Origin of the sequence: Aquisalimonas sp. APHAB1-3 (genome assembly GCF_048323695.1) — a bacterium.
Taxonomy (GTDB): Bacteria; Pseudomonadota; Gammaproteobacteria; order Nitrococcales; family Aquisalimonadaceae; genus Aquisalimonas.
In genome coordinates this window covers 26,721-46,574 of sequence record NZ_JBLWFT010000011.1, presented here as the reverse complement: position 1 = coordinate 46,574, position 19,854 = coordinate 26,721, and the positions used below count along the sequence as shown (strand labels likewise).

The 19,854-nt window shown below is 64.8% G+C and carries 19 protein-coding genes; 14 read left to right on the top strand and 5 right to left on the bottom strand.

Translation table 11 applies throughout. The features are described 5' to 3' along the window. Window positions 1-6 precede the first annotated feature (6 nt). On the top strand, window positions 7-255 hold the full coding sequence (locus ACNSTU_RS14265; RefSeq protein ID WP_290635697.1) for a hypothetical protein: 249 nt from the start codon (window positions 7-9) through the stop codon (window positions 253-255). Window positions 256-533: 278 nt separating this feature from the next. Here ACNSTU_RS14265 and ACNSTU_RS14260 read toward each other — a convergent pair whose 3' ends face one another. The 3 genes from ACNSTU_RS14260 to flgA all read right to left on the bottom strand — a co-directional run bounded on the left by ACNSTU_RS14260 (window position 534) and on the right by flgA (window position 2,245). Then, window positions 534-1,019, bottom strand: coding sequence for a flagella synthesis protein FlgN (locus tag ACNSTU_RS14260; RefSeq protein WP_290635699.1), 486 nt, complete (start codon window positions 1,017-1,019; stop codon window positions 534-536). A gap of 4 nt (window positions 1,020-1,023) precedes the next feature. Further along, complete coding sequence (gene flgM / locus ACNSTU_RS14255; RefSeq protein WP_290635701.1) at window positions 1,024-1,335, bottom strand: flagellar biosynthesis anti-sigma factor FlgM; 312 nt, start codon at window positions 1,333-1,335, stop codon at window positions 1,024-1,026. Window positions 1,336-1,486: 151 nt separating this feature from the next. Further along, complete coding sequence (gene flgA, locus ACNSTU_RS14250; protein ID WP_290635704.1) at window positions 1,487-2,245, bottom strand: flagellar basal body P-ring formation chaperone FlgA; 759 nt, start codon at window positions 2,243-2,245, stop codon at window positions 1,487-1,489. Window positions 2,246-2,420: 175 nt separating this feature from the next. Here flgA and ACNSTU_RS14245 point away from each other — a divergent pair, with 175 nt between their 5' ends. The 13 genes from ACNSTU_RS14245 (at window position 2,421) to flgL (ending at window position 15,047) form a co-directional block, all read left to right on the top strand. Further along, window positions 2,421-3,362, top strand: coding sequence for a chemotaxis protein (locus ACNSTU_RS14245; protein ID WP_290635706.1), 942 nt, complete (start codon window positions 2,421-2,423; stop codon window positions 3,360-3,362). A 105-nt stretch (window positions 3,363-3,467) separates the two neighbouring features. Continuing rightward, a complete protein-coding gene (locus tag ACNSTU_RS14240; RefSeq protein ID WP_290635708.1) occupies window positions 3,468-4,301 on the top strand; it encodes a CheR family methyltransferase in 834 nt (277 codons plus the stop codon). Between the two features lie 223 nt (window positions 4,302-4,524). Continuing rightward, window positions 4,525-4,932 carry a flagellar basal body rod protein FlgB gene (gene flgB, locus ACNSTU_RS14235; protein WP_290635709.1) on the top strand — a complete coding sequence of 136 codons (408 nt, stop codon included), beginning with the start codon at window positions 4,525-4,527 and terminating at the stop codon, window positions 4,930-4,932. A gap of 3 nt (window positions 4,933-4,935) precedes the next feature. After that, the gene (gene flgC / locus ACNSTU_RS14230; protein WP_290635711.1) at window positions 4,936-5,361 is read left to right on the top strand and encodes a flagellar basal body rod protein FlgC; all 426 of its coding nucleotides are present in this window, start codon (window positions 4,936-4,938) and stop codon (window positions 5,359-5,361) included. Window positions 5,362-5,371: 10 nt separating this feature from the next. Then, window positions 5,372-6,049 carry a flagellar hook assembly protein FlgD gene (locus tag ACNSTU_RS14225; RefSeq protein WP_290635713.1) on the top strand — a complete coding sequence of 226 codons (678 nt, stop codon included), beginning with the start codon at window positions 5,372-5,374 and terminating at the stop codon, window positions 6,047-6,049. Window positions 6,050-6,064: 15 nt separating this feature from the next. Then, a complete protein-coding gene (gene flgE / locus ACNSTU_RS14220; protein ID WP_290635715.1) occupies window positions 6,065-7,342 on the top strand; it encodes a flagellar hook protein FlgE in 1,278 nt (425 codons plus the stop codon). Window positions 7,343-7,363: 21 nt separating this feature from the next. Then, window positions 7,364-8,107: a flagellar basal-body rod protein FlgF gene (flgF, locus tag ACNSTU_RS14215; protein WP_290635717.1), complete on the top strand. Its 744-nt coding sequence runs from the start codon at window positions 7,364-7,366 to the stop codon at window positions 8,105-8,107. A gap of 36 nt (window positions 8,108-8,143) precedes the next feature. Then, window positions 8,144-8,929, top strand: coding sequence for a flagellar basal-body rod protein FlgG (gene flgG / locus ACNSTU_RS14210; RefSeq protein WP_290635719.1), 786 nt, complete (start codon window positions 8,144-8,146; stop codon window positions 8,927-8,929). 68 nt (window positions 8,930-8,997) lie between these two features. Then, entirely contained in the window at window positions 8,998-9,669 is a 672-nt protein-coding gene (locus tag ACNSTU_RS14205; RefSeq protein ID WP_290635721.1) for a flagellar basal body L-ring protein FlgH, read from the top strand. A gap of 46 nt (window positions 9,670-9,715) precedes the next feature. Continuing rightward, window positions 9,716-10,813: a flagellar basal body P-ring protein FlgI gene (locus ACNSTU_RS14200; RefSeq protein ID WP_290635727.1), complete on the top strand. Its 1,098-nt coding sequence runs from the start codon at window positions 9,716-9,718 to the stop codon at window positions 10,811-10,813. Between the two features lie 11 nt (window positions 10,814-10,824). Continuing rightward, window positions 10,825-11,811, top strand: coding sequence for a flagellar assembly peptidoglycan hydrolase FlgJ (gene flgJ, locus ACNSTU_RS14195; RefSeq protein WP_290635723.1), 987 nt, complete (start codon window positions 10,825-10,827; stop codon window positions 11,809-11,811). Between the two features lie 18 nt (window positions 11,812-11,829). Continuing rightward, window positions 11,830-13,818, top strand: coding sequence for a flagellar hook-associated protein FlgK (gene flgK / locus ACNSTU_RS14190; protein ID WP_290635725.1), 1,989 nt, complete (start codon window positions 11,830-11,832; stop codon window positions 13,816-13,818). Between the two features lie 2 nt (window positions 13,819-13,820). Next, window positions 13,821-15,047, top strand: coding sequence for a flagellar hook-associated protein FlgL (flgL, locus tag ACNSTU_RS14185; protein ID WP_290630139.1), 1,227 nt, complete (start codon window positions 13,821-13,823; stop codon window positions 15,045-15,047). A gap of 72 nt (window positions 15,048-15,119) precedes the next feature. Here the strand turns inward: flgL and ACNSTU_RS14180 are convergent, their stop codons facing one another. Together ACNSTU_RS14180 and ACNSTU_RS14175 are read right to left on the bottom strand one after the other, a co-directional pair. Further along, window positions 15,120-18,401 carry an AAA family ATPase gene (locus ACNSTU_RS14180; RefSeq protein ID WP_418212517.1) on the bottom strand — a complete coding sequence of 1,094 codons (3,282 nt, stop codon included), beginning with the start codon at window positions 18,399-18,401 and terminating at the stop codon, window positions 15,120-15,122. After that, entirely contained in the window at window positions 18,398-19,684 is a 1,287-nt protein-coding gene (locus ACNSTU_RS14175) for a metallophosphoesterase family protein (RefSeq protein ID WP_290636886.1), read from the bottom strand. Before ACNSTU_RS14175 ends, ACNSTU_RS14180 begins: the two co-directional genes overlap by 4 nt. Window positions 19,685-19,854 lie beyond the last annotated feature (170 nt).

Sequence of the window (19,854 nt, the reverse complement as noted above, 5' to 3'; positions counted from 1 at the left end):
GAGACCGTGTTCCACAAGCTTCCGCTGACCTGGTGGCAATACGTGTTGCTCTGGCCCGGCGCCACGTTCATGGACTGGCTGGCGCGCACCTGGCCGGATGTGGTGATCCGCCATGGCTTTGGCTTCACCATGGAATCCTACGTGTTCTGGTCGGCCGTGCTGTCGCTTGCGTTCTGGTTCGTGGTTCTTCTGGTGCTTGTTGGGGTGGTCAACGCCCTTCGCCGCAGGCCTCCGCCACAGCATAGCCAACGCTAATCCTGTACAACTCTTTTATTCTTGCCGGGTTTTGCAGGGGCAACAGCCGTAGCTATGTATTTTCCTTTTACAAGGTTTGCACGAAGGTTAAAACTGTACTAACCTTGTACTCAAGTTAAGGTCATATTGAGTTTTATTGTGGTTGTCTGCTGAAGTGCTTCTCGCGTTGGCGCACCCTGTCCCCATATGCGCCCCCCGGCCCCTCCAATGCGGCCGGGTTTTTTTTGCCCGGAATAAACGCAGCGTGGTGGCTGGACCGGTGTCGAAGCGGGAGCGGGTCAGGCGCGGCTGATCTCGCGGCCGCCACGGTTCTCCGGCGGGGCGGAGGCGGCGCCGGGTCCATACGTCTGGGGTGCGGGTGCATCGTCTCCCTGGAGCAGATCGATCGTCCGCTGCACACCGTACTGCTGCTGCTGGATGACCCGGCCGTTCGCTTCGTTGATGGCGCGGCACCGCTGCAGTTCGTCAAGCAACTCCGACCACTGCGCCTGAACCGGTTCCGGGTCCTCCAGCGTTTCGAGGGCGGTCGTGATGGCGTTCACGTCGTGAGCACCAGTCATGGCCTCCAGCAGTGCCAGACGCCGGTTCTCGCTGGTCTCGATGGCGCCGAGAAGATCCACCTTGCGGCTCAATGCCGATTGCAGTGTCTCCATGTCACGTACCACCAGCGCGTCCTGCTCCTTCTCGAGCTGAACGTTCAGCTCCTGCATCAGCGAGAGTTGTTCGTCGATGGTGTCGGCCAGGGCGCGCGCATGATCGGACACGGCGTTACTCCTCGAGCAGGTTCTCAAGTTCCATGAAGCGGTCGGCAATGCTCTCCGCGTTCAGGGGGTACTCGCCATTGGCGATACGCTCCCTGATTTCGTCGACACGTCCCTGATCCACTTCGGGGGTCTGGTCGATGGCGTCGCGCACCGACTGCAGGCGCTCCGATTCGCTGGTGCCGGCGGAGGCGGCTTGACCATTCGCTTCCTGGCCGACCTGGGGGCGCTCGCCGGGCTGCTGCACCTGGCGGTTGTCCCGGGCGTCCTGCGTCGGTGTGGTGCCGGGCCGGTTGCCGCCCTCAATTGGATTTGCCATGACTTGCTCCTGTCCTTCCATAAGCGTCGCAGTGAGTGGCAACTCACCCTGTCAGAACCGCTATCGGCAGGGCTCACCGCAACTTTAGCGTCAGGTGCAACTTTTTTCCGGGATGCGTCGTGCCCCGGGCCGGGGAAGCCCGGCCCGGGGGTCAGTACCCGACGCGGACCCGACTGTCACCAGTGATCTCGCCTTCAATGACCCGATCGGACGACGTATTCTTGACGCGGATGCGATCCCCGAGCGCGCCGGACTGCAGTGCCTCACCGTTCATGCTGACACTGGCTGCTCTCGAGTCAAGCGTGAGAAGCACGGTCTGCCCGCGCTCGACGAGCTGCGGGGCGCTGACGCGCGACGGAGTCACGATTTCACCGGCGCGCATGGCGCGGTTGAGCTCCATGCCGGTAAGCTGTTCCGCGTCGGTGTAGTAGCCGCGGCTCGTTCGGTTGATGTTGATCTCCACCCGTTCCAGGTCGTCCTCGCTCAGGAGTGCTCCCCGGGACAGGGAGCGTGCCGCTGCGTAGACCTCTTTCAATGTCTCCACCCGGACCGATACATAGAGTGTCCAGGGACTCGGGTGGTGGCAACGTACGCCGACGGTCGCCCGGCTCTGGCTTGATCGGCCGGGCGGGCTGAACGTCTCCAGTGTTTCCTCGCAGCGCGGCAGTCGCAGGCGTTGGTCGACGCGGCCGACGTTGATCGTGCTCTGTCCGCCGCCAGCGAGGTTGGCCTCGGCATGGCTTTCCACAGCGTCGCGGATTTCCTCAAGAGGCTGGATGTCGTCAGCGGTCGCCGTACCGGCTCCGAGAGCGATCGGGAGGGCGAACGCGACCAGCATGCCGCCGCGGCGGTGATGCGCGCTTGGTCGGTCACCGGTCAGCCAGGTTGTGATGCGAGTCCATGTGTTCATTGGTTTCAGGCGCTACGTTAATGCCCCGCGGATCGAGGCGTCACTTGCCCTGATTTGAAAGCAATATTCGCGCCATTATCTGCCGTCAAGTTTGCCGGTCGGGCGCCGATATCCGGTTATCGACACGTCAAGCAAGCAGCCCCGCGCGGCAGGCGGGTGCAGGAGAGGTTCACAAATGGCCAGCATCATGGATTCCGTTGACCAGCGCACCACCCTTGCGGGCACCAACCGCATGGAACTGCTGCTGTTCCAGCTGTCCGGCGCCCAATTGTTCGGGATCAACGTATTCAAGGTGCGCGAGGTGATCCCGGTGCCGCGTCTGATCCAGCTGCCGCACTCCCACCCGACGGTCGCCGGTGTGTGCTATATCCGCGACCGCACGATCGCCGTCCTCGATCTGCGGATGGCAACCACCGGGCGGGCGCTGGAAGAGCGTGATACCAGCTCGGTGATCGTCACCGAATACAATCGCAGCGTGCAGGGGTTCATGGTGCGGGGTGTCGACCGGATCGTGAACGTTAACTGGCGGGATATTATGCCGCCGCCCAGCAGCTGGTCGAATACCGCCTATCTGACCGGCGTGACCCGCGTTGATGAGCGTCTCGTGCAGATCGTCGACGTGGAGAAGGTCATGGACGAGATCAACCAGGCGGGCGGTATCGGCCCGCTTCCCGGCGTGGAGGAGGGCGGCGTCAAGCCTGCCTCCGGCGCCGAAGACTGGCACGTGCTCGTTGCCGATGATTCCTCCGTGGCCCGGCGTCAGATTCATGACACCCTCGAAGGCCTGGGTGTTCAGGTCACCATGGCGCGGGACGGCCAGGAGGCCATGGAGACGTTGCAGGACTGGGCGGCTCGCCCGGAAGAGTCCCCGTGGCGGCAGCTTCTCATGGTCATCTCCGACGTGGAGATGCCGCGCATGGACGGCTATACAGTGGCGACGGAAATCCGGCGGGATGATGCGCTCAAGGGGCTGCACCTGCTGCTTCACTCCTCGCTGAGCGGCATGTTCAACGAGGATCTGGTCAAGCGGGTTGGTGCCGACGATTTTCTGGCGAAGTTCGGAGCAACCGAACTGGCGGCTCGGGTTCAGGCCCGCCTGGAGCAGGTGACCGCCTGAATCAGCGTAGTCTTAGCAGGTCTCATCACGCTACAATTCGCCCGGCGTCGGCCGCTCTGGAGCGGCCGTTACAGCCAATTGCCGATCAATGAGGAAGCCGCCTCCGTGACGTCCAGATCCATTGCCCCGGAACACTACCAGGCGTTTCGCGCGTTCCTCGAGCAGTCCTGCGGGATCGTGCTCGGGGAAAACAAGCAGTATCTGGTCTCCAGTCGGCTCGGTCATCTGATGGAGAGCGAGAGGATCAGGGATCTGGGCGAGTTGGTGTACAAGGTCCAGCAGCCTGGTGGCCAACGCCTTCGGGGCACCGTCATTGAAGCCATGACCACCAACGAAACTCAGTGGTTTCGTGACAGTTACCCCTTCACCATTCTCCAGGAAACGTTGCTGCCGGAGTTCCACAAGCGTGGTGTCGACACCCTCCGCATCTGGTCGGCCGCATGTTCGTCGGGGCAGGAGCCTTACTCGATGAGTATCGCCCTGGAGGAGTTCCGGGCCCGTGGCGCCCGTATCGAGGCAGAGATCGTTGGGACCGATATCTCGCCGGCCATGATCGCCCAGGCCAAGGAAGCGAAGTATTCGGATTCCACGGTCAACCGCGGGCTGAGCCCCGACCGCCGTGATCGTTACTTCCAGCGCAGCGGCGCCGACTGGGTGGTGCGCCCGGAGATTCGCCGGCGGACCCAGTTCATGGTGCACAACCTGCTGGACAGCTACGCCAGCCTCGGTCGTTTCGACGTGGTGTTCTGCCGCAACGTCCTCATCTATTTCTCTGCGGAATCGCGGGAGAACATCCTCAACCGCATGATCCAGCAGATGCGCCCCGGCGGCTACCTGATCGTCGGCGCATCGGAATCGCTGGCCCGGCACGCCGGACAGCTGGAGATGGTGCGCAGTCACGGCGGCGTCATCTACCGCGTGCGTCAGCCGTCGCGGTGAGCGGCAAGCGGTTGCCGCTCCGTTGCCGCCTTGCCCTTGCCGGAACGCTGGCGTTGCCGCGTCGGTTTTCTGCCGGTGCCGTTCCCGACGTGAGTCGCAGTTAAGGCGCAACGCCCGCCCGGACGCGCCTTTCCGCTCGCCTTGTCCCTCTTTTTCGTGACCGCCTGAGTGAGCTGGCACGACGCTTGCTTCAGGCCCGTTGTCGATTCACTGGAGGGTGATCATGGCAATTTCCTTCGACAACGCAGTGGGCCTGCACGCGTCAGCGCTCAAGCTCCGTGGTGAGCGGCACCAGCTGCTCTCGGAGAACGTCGCCAACGCGGATACGCCGAACTACAAGGCCCGGGACATGGACTTCCGCACCGCGCTGCAGCAGGCCGAGAACGGCCAGGCCAGCAGCGGCGGTGTGATGCAGACCACCCATGCACAGCATATTCCGTCGCCCAACGGTGATGGTTCCTCGGCCGATGCGCTCTACCGCGTGCCGAACAGCCCGTCGCTGGACGGTAATACAGTGGAGTCGCAAGTGGAGCAGGCGCAGTTCGCCGAGAACACGGTCAAGTACCGCGCCTCGCTGGACTTCCTCGGTGGGCGCATTTCCAACCTCGTTGGCGCAATCAGGGGCGAATAAACCATGTCCGTATTCAACGTTTTCGATGTCGCCGGCTCGGCCATGAACGCCCAGTCTGTTCGGCTGAACACCACCGCCAGCAACATGGCCAATGCGGAAGCTGTTGCCACGACGCCAGAGGAGGCCTACAAGGCCAAGCAACCGGTGTTTGCCGCGGCATTGCGCGGTGTAGAGGGCGGCGCGCAGAACCCGGCCAATGTCGGGGTCAGCCTGGACGAGATTGTCGAGAGCGACGCGCCCAACAAGCCGTTGCACATGCCGGGTCACCCGGCCGCCGACGAAGACGGCTACGTCTACCGCTCAAACGTCAACAGCGTCGAAGAGATGGTGAACATGATCTCGGCTTCCCGTTCGTACCAGAACAACGTGGAAGTCATGAATACATCCAAGGAGCTGGCGCTGCATACCCTGCAGCTCGCCCAGAATTGAGGCAATCGCCATGATGGGAATTGATGCATTGATGGGCAACACCCAGAGCTCCGAGCTGGAGCAGCCTGAGGATGCCAGGGGCAAGACCGCCGAGGAGCTGGACAGTTCCGATTTCCTGCAGCTCATGATCGCCCAGTTCCAGAACCAGGACCCGTTCGAGCCAATGGAGGACGGCGAGTTCATGGGGCAGCTGGCGCAGTTCACGTCGGCTTCCGGGATCTCCGGGATGCAGGAATCATTCGAGGAGTTCGCGTCGCAGATGGGCCAGGACCAGGCTCTCCAGGCGGCGTCGTTGGTTGGCCGTAGCGTCATGGTGGAAAGCGACAGCATGCCCCTTGGGGAGAACGGGCTCAGCGGCGTCGCCCAGCTGCCGCGCAACAGCGAGAACCTGAATATCACCATCTCCGACGGTGCCGGTCAGACCGTGCGGGAGATCAGCATGGGCCGACAGGACGCCGGCGATGTGCCGTTCCACTGGGATGGGCTCAACGATGACGGCGACGAAATGCCGGATGGAACGTACAGCGTCCGGGCCAGCATCGGCAGCGGTGACGATGCTACCGCCGTCAATACACTGGCGGCCGCGCCAGTGACCAGTGTCAGCCTCGAGTCTGATGGGCGCAGCCCCATGCTGACGCTCGAAGGGGCCGGTGAATATTCCCTCGATTCTATTCGTCATATTCAATAAGGAAGGGGTGCGACCATGTCTTTCAACATCTCCCTCTCAGGGCTGAACTCCGCGTCCTCCGATCTGGACGTCACCAGTAACAATATTGCAAACAGCGGCACCGTGGGCTTCAAGGGCTCCCGTGCGGAGTTCGCCGACGTGTTCGCGCAGACCCAGTTCGGTATAGCCAGTAACGCCATCGGTTCCGGCTCGCGGCTGCAGAACGTCGCCCAGCAGTTCACCCAGGGTCAGTTCGACTTCACAGGCAATAACCTGGATCTGGCCGTGAACGGTGAGGGGTTCTTCCGCCTTGAGGATCCGGACGGCAGCACCTCCTACACCCGTAACGGTGCCTTCCAGCTTGATCAGGACGGGGTGCTGGTCAATGCCGATGGTCGTGCCCTCACCGGCTACCCGGCGGATGGCGACGGCAACGTGGGTGGTACCCTGCAGGCGCTGGACATCGACACCGGCAACGTGCCGCCGCAGCCGACCACCGAGATCGACATCGACGCCAACCTGCAGTCGAACGCGGATCCTCTCAACCCGGAGGACTTCAACGCCAACGACCCGGAGACGTTCAATTTCTCCACCTCCACCACCGTGTACGACGGTCAGGGGACGTCCCGCAGTGCCAACATCTACTTCATCAAGGATGAAGCTGAGGATAACTCCTGGAAATCTGTCGTTGAGGTTGGCGATGAGCTGCAGAACGTTGGCGGTGATCCTGACAACCCCGATCCGGCCGAGATGTTCACAGTGGATTTCAACGAGGATGGCAGCTTTGCCGGAATCGATGCAGGCGCGTCGGGCACGGACGAGGGTGAGGGGCGTGTCGGCTTTACCTATGATCCGGGCGATGGTCTCGATGATCAGGACATTCGGCTCGACTACGGTGCACTGACCCAGTTCGGCACTCCCTCCGCTGTCAATGAACTGACCCAGAACGGCTTCGAGGCCGGTGAGTTCTCCAACCTGGACATCGAGGAAGACGGCACGATCTTCGGCCGATACACCAATGGTGAGTCGCTGCAGCTGGGCCGGGTCGCCACCGCGCGCTTCCCGAGTGAACAGAATCTGACCGAAGTGGGCGACAACCTCTGGCTGGAGAGTGCCGAGTCCGGTGAACCCATCCTCGGCCAGCCCACCACCTCCGGTCTGGGCAGCATCGAGAGCGGTGCCCTGGAGCAGTCCAACGTGGACATCACCGAGCAGCTGGTGAACATGATCACCGCGCAGCGGAACTTCCAGGCCAACGCGCAGATGATCAGCACACAGGATCAGGTGACCCAGGAGATTCTCAACATCCGCTAAGGCGGGGCGAGGACATGACCCATGGATAATTTTGCATATCTTTCCATGACCGGTGCCAAGCACGCTCTGCAGGCGCAGCAGCACACCAGTCACAACCTGTCCAACGCCAATACGCCCGGTTTCCGGGCGGACATGGATCAGTTGATCACGCACCCGGTCAGCGGGCCCGGTTTCGACAGCCGGGCTTACTCCGCGGAGAGCAGCGTTGGCTGGGATTTCAACCCCGGCAGCATGCAGACCACCGGCCGGGACATGGATGTCGCGCTGCAGGGTGAAGGCTTTTTCGCGGTCCAGGGCGCTGACGGCAACGAGGCCTACACACGCCGTGGTGACATGCGTGTGTCCAACATGGGGTTGCTGGAGACCGGTGCCGGTCAGCAGGTGATGGGTGAGAACGGGCCGATCGCTGTGCCGCCGGCGGACAAGGTGGACATCGGTGACGACGGCACCATCAGCATCGTCCCGGACGGCGGTGACGCGAACGAGCTGGTCATCATCGATCGCATCAAGATGGTGAATCCGGCGGAGCAGGATCTGGAGAAGGGGGAGGATGGCCTGTTCCGTCTGGCGGACGGCGACGTTGCCCCGGCCGACGCGCAGATGCGCCTGAACTCCGGGACGCTCGAGGGCAGCAACGTGAGCTCGGTGGACGCCATGGTCGAGCTAATCGACAACCAGCGCCAGTTCGAGATGCACGTGAAGATGTTGACCAACGCCGAAGAGAACGATGCCGCCAGCAGCTCCTTGCTGCGGATGCAGGGCTGAGACGAATAACGCCGTCGACACGGCAGGAGGGTAACCATGAATCCCGCACTTTGGGTCGCCAAGACCGGCCTGGACGCGCAGGAGACGCGCATGCAGACCGTCTCCAATAACCTGTCCAACGTGAACACCACCGGCTTCAAGCAGGACCGTGCGGTGTTCGAGGACCTCGTTTACCAGAACGTGCGTCAGGCCGGCGCGCAGAACACTCAGGATGCGCAGCTCCCCACGGGGCTGTCGTTGGGCACCGGCGTGCGCGTTGTTGCCACGGAGAAAGAGCATTCCCAAGGCACACTGCAGCAGACTGAAAACCCGCTGGATCTCGCCGTGGAAGGTGAGGGTTTCTTCCAGATCCTGCGCCCTGACGGCTCCGTTGGATACACCCGCGACGGCTCCTTCCAGGTGAACAGCGAGGGGCAGGTGGTGACCTCCAGTGGTTTCGAGCTGGAGCCGCCGCTCAATATTCCCGAGAACGCCGAGAACGTCACCATCGGGCAGGACGGCACGGTTACCGTCTCCCTCGCCGGTCAGGCGGACGTCCAGGAAGTGGGACAGATCGAACTGGTGGACTTCGTCAACCCGGCGGGCCTGGAGCCCATCGGTGGCAACCTGTTCATGGAGACCGCTGCCAGTGGTGCACCGCAGGCCGGTACGCCCGGGCTCGACGGGCTCGGGGGGGTGCTTCAGGGTGCGCTGGAGTCCTCCAACGTGAACATTGCCGAAGAACTGGTGAACATGATCGAGACCCAGCGCGCCTTCGAGACCAATACCAAGTCCATTTCCACGTCGGACCAGATGCTGCAGTTCATTACGCAGAACCTGTAATTCCGCTGGTGGCCGCCTTGATGGCGGCCACATCACCTGGAGTTGCGTCCGGGTAGGGGGCACACACCATGAAAGCATTCGCAGTATTGCTTGTCGGGGCCGTATTCATCACCGGCTGCGCCGTGACGACGCCGCCGGAGTACAAGGATCCGCCGTCGCTGCCGGAGCCGGTGATTACCGAGGAGGAGCCGGAGGCGAATGGCTCCATCTATCAGGCCAGTCAGGGGCAACGGCTGTTCGAGAATCGCACGGCCCTGCGACCAGGCGACATCATCACCATCTTCCTGGAAGAGGAGACCGGGGCGAGCAAGAACGCCAGCACGTCGGTAACCCGAGACAGCGACGTGGATATGGGGGCGCCGAATATCCTGGGTCGCGACGCCACCATTGGCGGCAACCCGCTGTCCGTTGGGGCGGAGTCCGCAAGCGGTTTCGATGGTTCCGGTGCCGTGGATCAGGGGAACGAGCTGACGGGCAGTATCAGCGCCGTCGTCGTGGACGTGCACCCCTCCGGGAACCTGGTGGTGCAGGGCCGTAAGAAGCTCACGATCAATCACGGTGATGAGTACATCACGATTACCGGGCTGGTGCGGCCGGACGATCTGTCGCCGGACAATTCCATCTCCTCGGAGCGTATCGCCAACTCGCAGATCTCGTACACCGGTACGGGGTCGTTGGCGGACTCCAACCGTATGGGCTGGGGGCAGCGCATTGTGAACAGTCCGCTGTGGCCGTTCTGACGCCACGGGAGCAATGGCAATGAAACGTCTTACCATCGTGATGCTCATGAGCGCGATGCTGGCCTGGACCAGCGTTTCGCTCAACGCCCAGACCTGGACCGGCGAGCGAATCAAGGATCTCGCGTCGGTTGCGGGCGTCCGGGACAACCAGCTGGTCGGTTACGGGCTTGTGGTCGGTCTGGACGGCACGGGTGATCAGACCACCCAGACGCCGTTCACAGTGCAGAGCATCCGTAGCATGCTGAGTTCTCAGGGCGTTCAGGTTCCGCCCGACGTCAACTTCCAGACGGACAACGTCGCCGCGGTCATGGTCACCGCCGATCTGCCGGCGTTTTCCCGACCGGGTCAGGACATCGACGTTACCGTGGCCTCCATTGGCAATGCCGACAGCCTTCGGGGTGGTGCCCTGCTTATGACTCCCATGCGCGGGGCCGACGGAGAAGTCTACGCCATGGCTCAGGGCAATCTCACTGTCAGCGGGTTCGGGGTCGACGGCGAAGATGGATCCAGCATTACGGTGAACGTGCCCAGTTCAGGGCGCATTCCCAATGGCGCGACCGTGGAGCGGGAAGTCGCCTCGCCTTTCAACACCGGTAACACCATCGAGCTCAATCTGAACACGGCGGACTTCACCACCGCGCGCCGGGTGGCTGACGCAATCAACGAGGAACTTGGCCCGGACACCGCCCGCGCCGAGGATGCCGCGGCCGTCACCGTACAGGCGCCGCAGAACCCCGACCAGCGGGTGGGCTTCATGGCCTACCTGGAAGATATCCGTGTCGAGCCCGGTGAGGCGCCCGCGCGGGTCATCGTCAACTCGCGCTCCGGCACCGTGGTGGTGGGCAGCGAAGTGCGTGTGCGTCAGGCAGCGGTAAGTCACGGCAGCCTGACAGTAACGATAAGTGAGGATTTCGACGTTGAACAGCCGCCTCCGTTCGCTGGCGGACAGCCGGTCATAACGCCCGATACCGATATCCAGGTGGAGCAGGAAGACAGCCCGATGTTCCTGTTTGGCCCGGGGGTGCGCTTGGAAGAGATCGTCGAGTCCGTCAATCAGGTAGGCGCTGCTCCCAGTGATCTGGTGGCGATCCTCGAAGCGCTCAAACAGGCCGGTGCCCTGCGCGCAGAACTGGTCGTAATCTGAGGAGCGGTTCCATGGCGATCAGCACTCCCCAGCATCCGGACCCGAACATCTTCGACAACGGCTCTCTGGACCGGATGCGCGGCAATCTGCAGAACCCGTCTGAGCAGGACCTGCGCGAGGTGGCGGAGGAGTTCGAGACCGTGTTCGTCGGCATGATGCTCAAGAGCATGCGAGCGGCAACGCCCGGTGACGACCTGTTCGGTAGCAATGCCATGGAGCAGTACGAGCAGCTCCACGATCAGCAGCTGGCGCAGAGCATGGGCCGTTCCGGGGGGCTTGGCATCGCCGACATGGTTGAGCGCCAGCTGCGCGAGAATGCCGGCTTCGAGACCGACCACCAGGTCGGCATTCATGGTCGCTCCATCGAGGACTATGACCGTCGCATGCCGCCCATGCAGATCGTGACTCCCGATGATGAGGGGGCGGAGGCGGCACCCAGGACCGGAGCGCCGGAGCCGGGGCGGCCTGGCGGCAAGGGCGCCGGCTGGGACTCTCCCGAAGCGTTTGTACAGGATGTCTGGCCGGCGGCCGAAAAGGCGGCCGAGGCGCTGGATGCCGATCCGCGCGCTCTGGTGGCGCAGGCGGCACTGGAGACGGGCTGGGGGCAGCACGTTATTCGCGACGGTGACGGCGACAGTGTCAACAATCTGTTCGGTATCAAGGCCGATCAGCGCTGGGACGGCGACTCGGTGTCCGTGCCCACGCTGGAATTCCGGGGCGGCGTGCCGGAGCGTGAGGTGGCCAGCTTCCGCGCCTACGACTCCCTCGAGGAGAGCTTCCAGGACTACGTCGAATTCCTGCAGAGCAATCCGCGTTACAGCGATGCGCTGGAGCATAGCCACGACCCTGAAACCTGGGTTGAGGAACTGCAGCGGGCCGGCTACGCCACTGATCCCGATTATGCCGAGAAGATACGCGGCATCATGAGTGGTGACCTGCTGGAGGCGGCCATCGACCCCCTCAAGTCCGGGCCGGAACGGCCGATAAACGAGGCATAGATCAGGGAGTAGTAGACAATGACGATGCTGAACAACAGTACCTCCGGCCTGCTGGCATTCCAGCGCTCGCTGGCGACGACCTCGCACAACATCTCCAACGTCAACACCGAGGGGTACAGCCGTCAGCGCGCTGAGCTGTCAACGCGGCCGGCCTCCGATCAGGGCGGCGGTTTCGTCGGCAATGGTGTGAAGACGGGCACCGTGCAGCGGATCTTCGACCAGAACCTCGAGGATGCCGTGCGCCGCGCCGGTACCGAGTTTCAGTCATTCGACAAGTTGGCCAACTTCAATGGTCGGGTCGACAATCTGCTGGCCGACAAGGACGCCGGGCTGTCGCCCGCCCTGCAGAGCTTTTTCGACAGCCTGGAGGACGTGGCCAACGACCCGTCGTCGTCCTCAGCGCGGCAGATGGTCATTTCCGAGGCCGAGAATCTGGTCAGCCGTTTCGATCTCCTGGATCGGCAGATGCGCAGTCTGGATGACGAAGTCACCGACCAGATGCAGAACAACGTCTCCCAGATCAACCAGTACGCCGAGTCCATCGCCAATCTCAATCGCGAGATCCGGGACGCGGAAGGCCGTTCCGGTGGGCAGCCGGCCAATGATCTGCGGGATCAGCGCGACCAGCAGCTTCAGGAGCTCTCCGATCTGGTGGGCACCCAGGCCATTCATACCGATGACGGCGGCATTGATGTCATGATCGGCAATGGTCAGCCGCTGGTACTCGGGAACGACGCCAACGCGCTCGACACTCAGCGCAACGAGTTCGATCCCAGCCGTGAAGAGCTGGTGTTCGTGGGTGCCGACGGCTCGCCCAAGAACGTCACCAACGTGATCAGCGGCGGTGAACTGGGCGGGTTGATGGAGTTCCGCGAGAACACCCTCGACAGCGTGCGTAACGATCTCGGTCAGCTCGCCACGGATCTCAGTAACGCCATCAACGCCCAGCATAACCAGGGTATCCAGATGAACGGCGAGCAGGGGGGTGACGTCTTCTCTGTGGCCGAGCCGCGCGTGCTGCCCTCCACCCGCAACAGCGACGCCATCGACGGCGTGCCGGACGTGGCGTTCGTCGAAGACTCCGTGGGCCAGCTCACCGGTGCGGATTACCGTGTCACCTTCGAGGGCGGTGACTGGGAAGTGGAGAACCGCGAAAGTGGCGAAACATTCTCCGTGAACAACGACGGTGACGGCGACGTCCTGGACGTGGAGGGGCTGCGCATCGATGTAAGTGAGATCGAGGATGCCGAGGACGGTGACCGCTTCGAGATCCAGCCGACCCGCGACTCCATTACCGCCATGGAATCCAACCTGCGCACTGCCGATGAAGTGGCGGCGGCGTTCCCGGTGGTGGGCGGTGAGGCGACCGGTGACGGCGGCACCGCCGGGGTCAACCGCGGTGACGGCGAGATTGGCGACTTCAACATGACCTCGGACGACAACGTGCCGTTCGATGACGAAGTCACGCTGACCTTCGACGCCGATACCAACCAGTTCACCGTCGAATCCGACAATGAAGGTGTGATCGGTACTCTGGATTACGACCCGGCGGTAGACAGCAACGGCAAGACCTTCTCCGGGGACGACCTCGGCGCGGACAATCCGCTGACGGGGATCGAGTTCACCATGGCTGGTACGCCCCGGACGGATGATGCCTTCGTCATCGAATCCAACGAGGATGGCTCCGGTGACAACCGGAACGCCCAGGCGCTGGCGGAGGTTGCCAACGAGGGACTGCTCAACGACGGCAACGACAGCCCGCAGGACTTCTTCAGCCGCATCGTCGGTGAAGTGGGCACCGAAACCCAGCGCTCCCAGAGCGCCCGGGACGCACAGGAATCCCTGCTGCGCCAGGCGGAAGCCGACCGTGAATCGGTCTCCGGCGTAAACCTGGAAGAAGAGGCAGCGGATCTGCTGCGGTTCCAGCAGGGATTCCAGGCAGCTGCCCAGGCGGCGTCCGTGGCCGATAACCTGTTCCAGACAGTGATCAACACGGTGGGGAGATAACCATGCGTGTATCCACCAGTGACCTGCAGCAGTCCTCCATCAACACGGTTCTGGATCAGCAGTCCAACCTGCTGCAGATCCAGAACCAGCTCGGCACCGGCCGGCGCATTCTGTCGCCGTCCGATGATCCGTCCGGCGCCACCCAGGCCCTGAATCTGGACAAGGCGGTCAAGACCAGCGAGCAGTACCAGCGCAACAACGAGCAGGCTGAGCTGCGCCTGCGCCTGGAAGACACGGTCCTCGACGAGACCAGCAACGTGGTCAATCGCATCCGCGAGCTGACCGTCCAGGGCGCCAATGCCAGCCAGAACCAGGAGAGCCGTCAGGCCATTGCGGCGGAGATGCGCGAGCGCGTGGACGAACTGCAGGATCTGGCCAACACGGACGATGGCCGCGGTGAGTACCTGTTCTCAGGCTACAAGACGGACATCGAGCCGTTCGTGCGCGAAGGTGAGGGCGTGCAGTACCGTGGCGATCAGGGGCAGCGCGACACCCAGGTGGGGCCAAGTCGCAAGATCGACAGCAGCCACAGTGGCTACGAGACCTTCATGGATATCCCCACCGGCAACGGTGATTTCCAGGTGGCGGTCAACGAAGACAACCAGGGGCGCGCGCGCCTGGCCAACGAAGAAGTCATCGACGACAGCATCGACTTCAATGGCCCCTACGAGATTCTGTTCGAGGAGGATGCCGACGGGGACATGCAGTTCGAAGTAGTGGACGGGGATGGTGACCCTGCTCTCGACGCAAACGGGGATCCGGTGGCCGGGGCCTACCAGGACGGAGCGCCCATCGAGTTCGATGGCCGCTCCGTGACGTTCGAGGGCGAGCCCGAGGACGGTGACAGCTTCGCAGTGGATTCGGCGCCGCGCCAGTCGCTGTTCCAGACCGTTGACAACCTGATTGACGCCTTCGAAAGTCGGGCGGATGACGGGGCCGATCGCGCCAAGCTGGAAACGGAGATCTACGAGGCCCTGGAGAACATGGACTCGGCTCTCGGCTCCCTGAACCAGACCCGCGCCGAGACCGGGGCGCGATTGAACGCGCTGGAGTCGGAGCTGCGCGCCAACGAGGCCGCGCGCCTGGACCTGGAGACGGAGCTCTCCCGGGTCGAGGATCTCAACTACGCCGAAGCCATCAGTCGTTTTCAGCAGCAGCAGGCCGGCCTGCAGGCGGCGCAGCAGAGCTACTCCCAGATCCAGAACCTGTCGCTGTTCAACTATATCTGAGGCTTTACGACCCGGACCTGACGCCCGCCGCATGACCGCACGGTCCGGCGGGCGTTGTTCGTGAAGCCGTCTTCACCAGCCGGGCATGACCTCGGGCGAGGCGCTGGACTGGACGTCGATGTCGGCAGGGGTGGCGGCTTCGAGTGCGTCGACCACCCGCCGGGCATCGGTGATGGCGTTGTCCGTGTCCGGAAGGCTGGCCAGAACCGCGTGATACCGCCCGGACGCGTCGAGGCGCGGGCGGTGGTCCAGCGCCCCCTCCTGCTCCAGCCACTGCTCCACCTGCTGGATGCGTTTGTCGCCGAAACCCGGTAGCCGTTCTTCCCGCAGCGAGGCGAGCAGTGCGTCCGGGTCGCCGTCCATCGCTTCGGCACGCTCGATCAGTGCGTCCAGGTTTTTCCATTTGCCCATGGGGCTCTCCTCCAGACGGGGCCGGTCCACCGGCTCGCCGCGCCCGACGCGCCATGCGTTGACCCACGCCCGGGCCGCCGCGGTGCGCCGCTCGAGCATGGCCCGGGCCGGCGCCTCCAGGTGGCGCGCCGCCGTACCCTCGAGCAGGCGTTCCGCCTGGCCCACGGTTGTTATGCGCAAGTCGGCGATCAGGCGATGGAGTGTTGGCAGGTCGTCATGGAGGAGATGGAAGAGGTGCAGTACGCCGGGCTCCGCGCGCGGGTTGGGCGCGTCCACGCCCAGGGCCGCGGCGTAGGCTGCCGGGTCGTCGGTGTCGGGCTCCGGTACCGCATCCGGCTCCGGCAGGGGCAGCGCATCGGCACTTTCGGCATTGATTGCGCGCACGCGGTTGAGATCAATCACCCGAGGCGCCTCGCCGGTCGCGCGCTGCCAGCGCTCCGCGTCTTCCGGCTGCGCGCTCAGATAGAGAATCTGTCGGCCGCTGTCCCGCGCCAGTGTGTGCAGGGTGGTGGCGACGGCGTCGAAGCGCAGGGGGTCGGTGGTGGCGAGCGCTTCGTCGAGCATGAGCGGCAGTGGGACGTTGCCATGTTCCTGCTCCTCGACCCAGGCCATGCGCAGGGCGAGCAACAGCTGCATGCGTGTGCCAACGGAGAGCGCTTCCAGCGCCCGGAGTTCACCGCTGCCGGCCTCGCGCGCGCCAGGTTCGCCATGATCGTCGAGCTCCAGGGCGAACTGCTCGTGGGTGAAGCGGCGCAGCCACTGGTCCGCAAGTCTTGCGGCCCTGGGTTGATGTTCGCGCCGGTGATCGGCTTCGACATCCTCGAGCAGAAAGCGCCCGGCCTCGGCCACCATGCGCTGGTCGAGCCGCTCCGCCAGCGCGTCACGGGCCTCGTCCCGGTCCGCCCGCGCCTGTTCCAGCCGGAAACGGCGTTCGGCGTCCCGCAACCGCTGGTGGATACGCTCTTCCTCCCGGACTAGCGTGTCATGTTCCTCGGACTGTGCTGTGGCCCGCTGCAGTTCCGCGGTCAGGTTGGCGCGATCATCGGCATCCGCGAGGGAGCGGAGGTCGTCCGGAGCTGTCTGCAGCCGTGCGCGTGCATCGTCTTCGCGCACGGTTGCGGTGTGCAGGGCCTGCTTCGCCTCGCGCCACGCCGGCAGTTCATCCAGTCGTGCGAGAAGCGTCTCGCGGTCGCCGTTGGCGATGCCTGCGCGGGCGTACAACTGCTCCAGGGCGGCGCTCGCCTCCTGTTCCGCGGCAGTGGCGCGGGTCGCCTCGTCCTCTGCCCGAGCGCGCTCGTGGCGGGCGTCGGCGGCTGTCTGCGCCCGTCGCTCCAGCTGCTCCAGGGCGTGAGTGAGGTCGGTGATGTCCTGGCTCGCGGCGGCGCTCTGCCACGTCGCGAGGAAATGGGTCAGTTCGTCGCGCAGCGGCGCCAGGTTGCGGTCCAGATGGTCGCAGCGTGCCTGGCTCTCCTCGCGGGCGATACGCGCTTCGTCCAGGCGAAGCAGGCGCTGGACGAGGAGCTGCAGATGGTTGGGCAGGGTGTCGGTGTCCAGGGCCAGGCCCATGTCGGCGGCGAGTGACCGCAACGCAGTGCGGGCGTCCTCGAGTTCGCCCCGGGCGGCCCAGGTGCGTTGCTCTTGGTGCGGGTCCACAGCGCTGGCTGCACCCGGCAGGCTGCGCCAGAGCAGCCAGGCCAGGCCGGCGCCGGCACTGCCTGTGGCAGCCAGGGTCAGGGCAGGGCTACCGCTGTAACCGGCATAGGCCAGGACGGCAACGGCCATCCCCGTGGCCGCGACCGCAAGCCGGTCGAGCCAGACCACGCGCCTGCTCCGGTTGGTTGTTGGTCCGTCCGCCTCGGTGGTGTCGGCCCCGGCGCCCAGCTGGTGCCAGTGGCCGAGGGCCCGGGAGAGTGTCTGCGCGGCCTCCTCCAGGCGGGCGACGCTCTGCTGGTCGATGCGGGGCGTGTTTCCATCCGCATCACCGATCAACTGTTCGTTCTCCGTGACGCGCGCGGTGTCCCGTTGGAGCTGTTCCCGCGCCTGCTCCAGGCGCGCCGTCAGGTCGCGGATCTCGTCCAGCCGTCTGCGCATGGGGGCGAGATACGGGCCTCCGTCCGCCTCATCGGCAAGCCCGGTGTCGCGCAGCCGCTCACTGGCCGCTTCCATGGCCTCTCTCGCGGCCCGGGCACGTTCGCGTTCCTGGTCGCGGCGCTGCTCCAGGCGTTCCAGTTCCCGGGCATCGATGCCCTCCGGCATGACCTCCGGGAATGCGCCCAGCCGTGCTCGCGCGGCGCGCGTCGCCTCCCGGGCATCCACAAGGGCCAGGGCGTTGTGACAGTGGTCTCGCCGCTGCAGGGCTTCCGTGGCCCGCTGGATGGCGACACGCAGATCCGGCAGGCGCTCACGGTCCGCGAGCAGGGTGCGATTTCCGGACTCCGCCTCCCGCAGCGTCTGCTCCGCGGCCTTCAGCGCCTCTCCGGCCTGACGGTCACGGCGCGGGTGGACCGGTAGCGGCCCCCCTTCGGCGCGCAGTGCCGCCAGGTCGTAGCCGCCGGCGAGCTCCCGGCGTAGCTGTGCGGCAATGGCGGCATCGCTCCGGGTGCGGTGCAGGAGTTCGTCAACGGGTAGAAAATAGCCGCCCAGTGTGTCCGGTGCCGGCAGTGGCGGCGGTTCACTGGTCGCGCCGTCGCGCAGCCAGACCACGTCGCGGCCGAACCGCTCGGCACGCCAGTGTTCGCCGTCGCGGGTGAATGCCGCCTCCAGAAGCACATTGCCCGGGTCATCACTGCGCGGCGCGATGAGCATCCGCAGTGCGCGCAGCAGGCTGCTCTTGCCCGAGGCGTTGGGCCCGGTGATCACGTTGACGCCGGGCCCGAATGTCTCGAGGTGGAGCGCGCGGTCAATCCCGGGGAGCCGGCGAATGTGGAGTGCGTCCAGCCTCATTGGTTCGCATCCTCCTGCTGCGCCAGCAGCGCATCAAGGCTGATTACAGCGCCACGGCGGAGCCAGTCCGCGATGGCGTCGTCGTCGGGCGGTGCGGCGTTGAGCCGGCTCCAGGCGGGGTCGCGGTGCGCGGTGTTGAGGTGCTCGCGGGCGCGGGTAATCAGTGCCTGGCGCTCCGGGTCATCCGCAGGGGCCTCGTCGAGCAGGCGCAGCCGCCGGGCCAGCAGCCCGGCCGGATCCGGCCTGCGGGCAAGAGGCGAAAGGTCCACCTCGGGCCGTGTGTCCAGCCACCAACGGCCGACGAACCCCTGTATCCCCCCGGTCAGCGGCAGGTCGTCGAGCGTCTCGTTCTCCAGCAGTTGCTCGACGGCGTGGCCAATGCGGGTGCGCCCGTGCAACCGGACGCGCAGGCCGATGGCGTCAGGCCGGAACTGCGTCGTCGCGATGTCGGCAGCGGCCGCCTCCGCGGCGGCGATGATGCGCGGGCGCACGTCTGTTGCCGCACTCATCCCCGAGATGTCCACATCAATCTGCTGCCACCGCAGCGGTGCCAGCGGCCATTGCTCCACCTGCTCGATGCCCTGGCTGCCGATGGTGTAGAGCCAGGGCCCGCGGGGGCCGGTTTCGCTCGCGCGCAGGGCGGTCACCGATCCGAGGTAGCCGGAAGGGCGCGTGCGGTCGAGCGGGTCGGGTTTGTGGATGTGCCCCAGCAGCCAGGCATCCACGCCGGCCTCTTCCAGCTGACGGCTGGTTACCGGTGCATGTCCGCTGCCGGGTTGATCCCGGTCGCAGTGCAGCAGCCCCAGTTGAGGGAGAGGGCTGGCATCGAAGCGGACGCCGGCAAGGGGGCTGTCGTGTACCAACGGCGCACTGAACGACGCACCGTGGATGATGGCCTGCACGCCGTCGCGGCCTGTCAGTGTCGTCGACTCCCAGGTGCCACCGGCGCCGAGCAGACGGAAGCCAGCCACTTCCTCGGCGAGTTGGGGAAGCACCTGCACGTCGTGGTTGCCCGCGACCCCGAACACCGGAATACCTGCATCCACCAGTGCCGTGACGCTGCGCCGGAGCTCCGCGTATGCCTCGAAGAAATCATCTGCCTGCTCGACCACGTCGCCGGCAAAGACGACGGCGTCCACTGCATGCCGGCGCGCCGCGGACACCAGGCGTTCGAGCGCTTCCGCAGGCCCCAGGCGCCGTGCGCCGAGCCGGGTGAGAACCGGTTCCGGGAGTCGGCCGGGGCGCCGTCCCAGGTGCAGGTCGCCTACCGCGAGTAGATGCATGGGTGTGTTCCGGGTTGCGTGCTCATGCGCTCACACCATACCGGTTTCCCGGGCGTGGGCGAATGGATCGATTCGTCCCGGGCCGGCGTAAGTAGGAAATGGCTGCATAACCGTTCGGTCTGGGCGTCTTGCGGGCTCTGTCTATTGTGGTGCTGCCAGAAATGCGCACA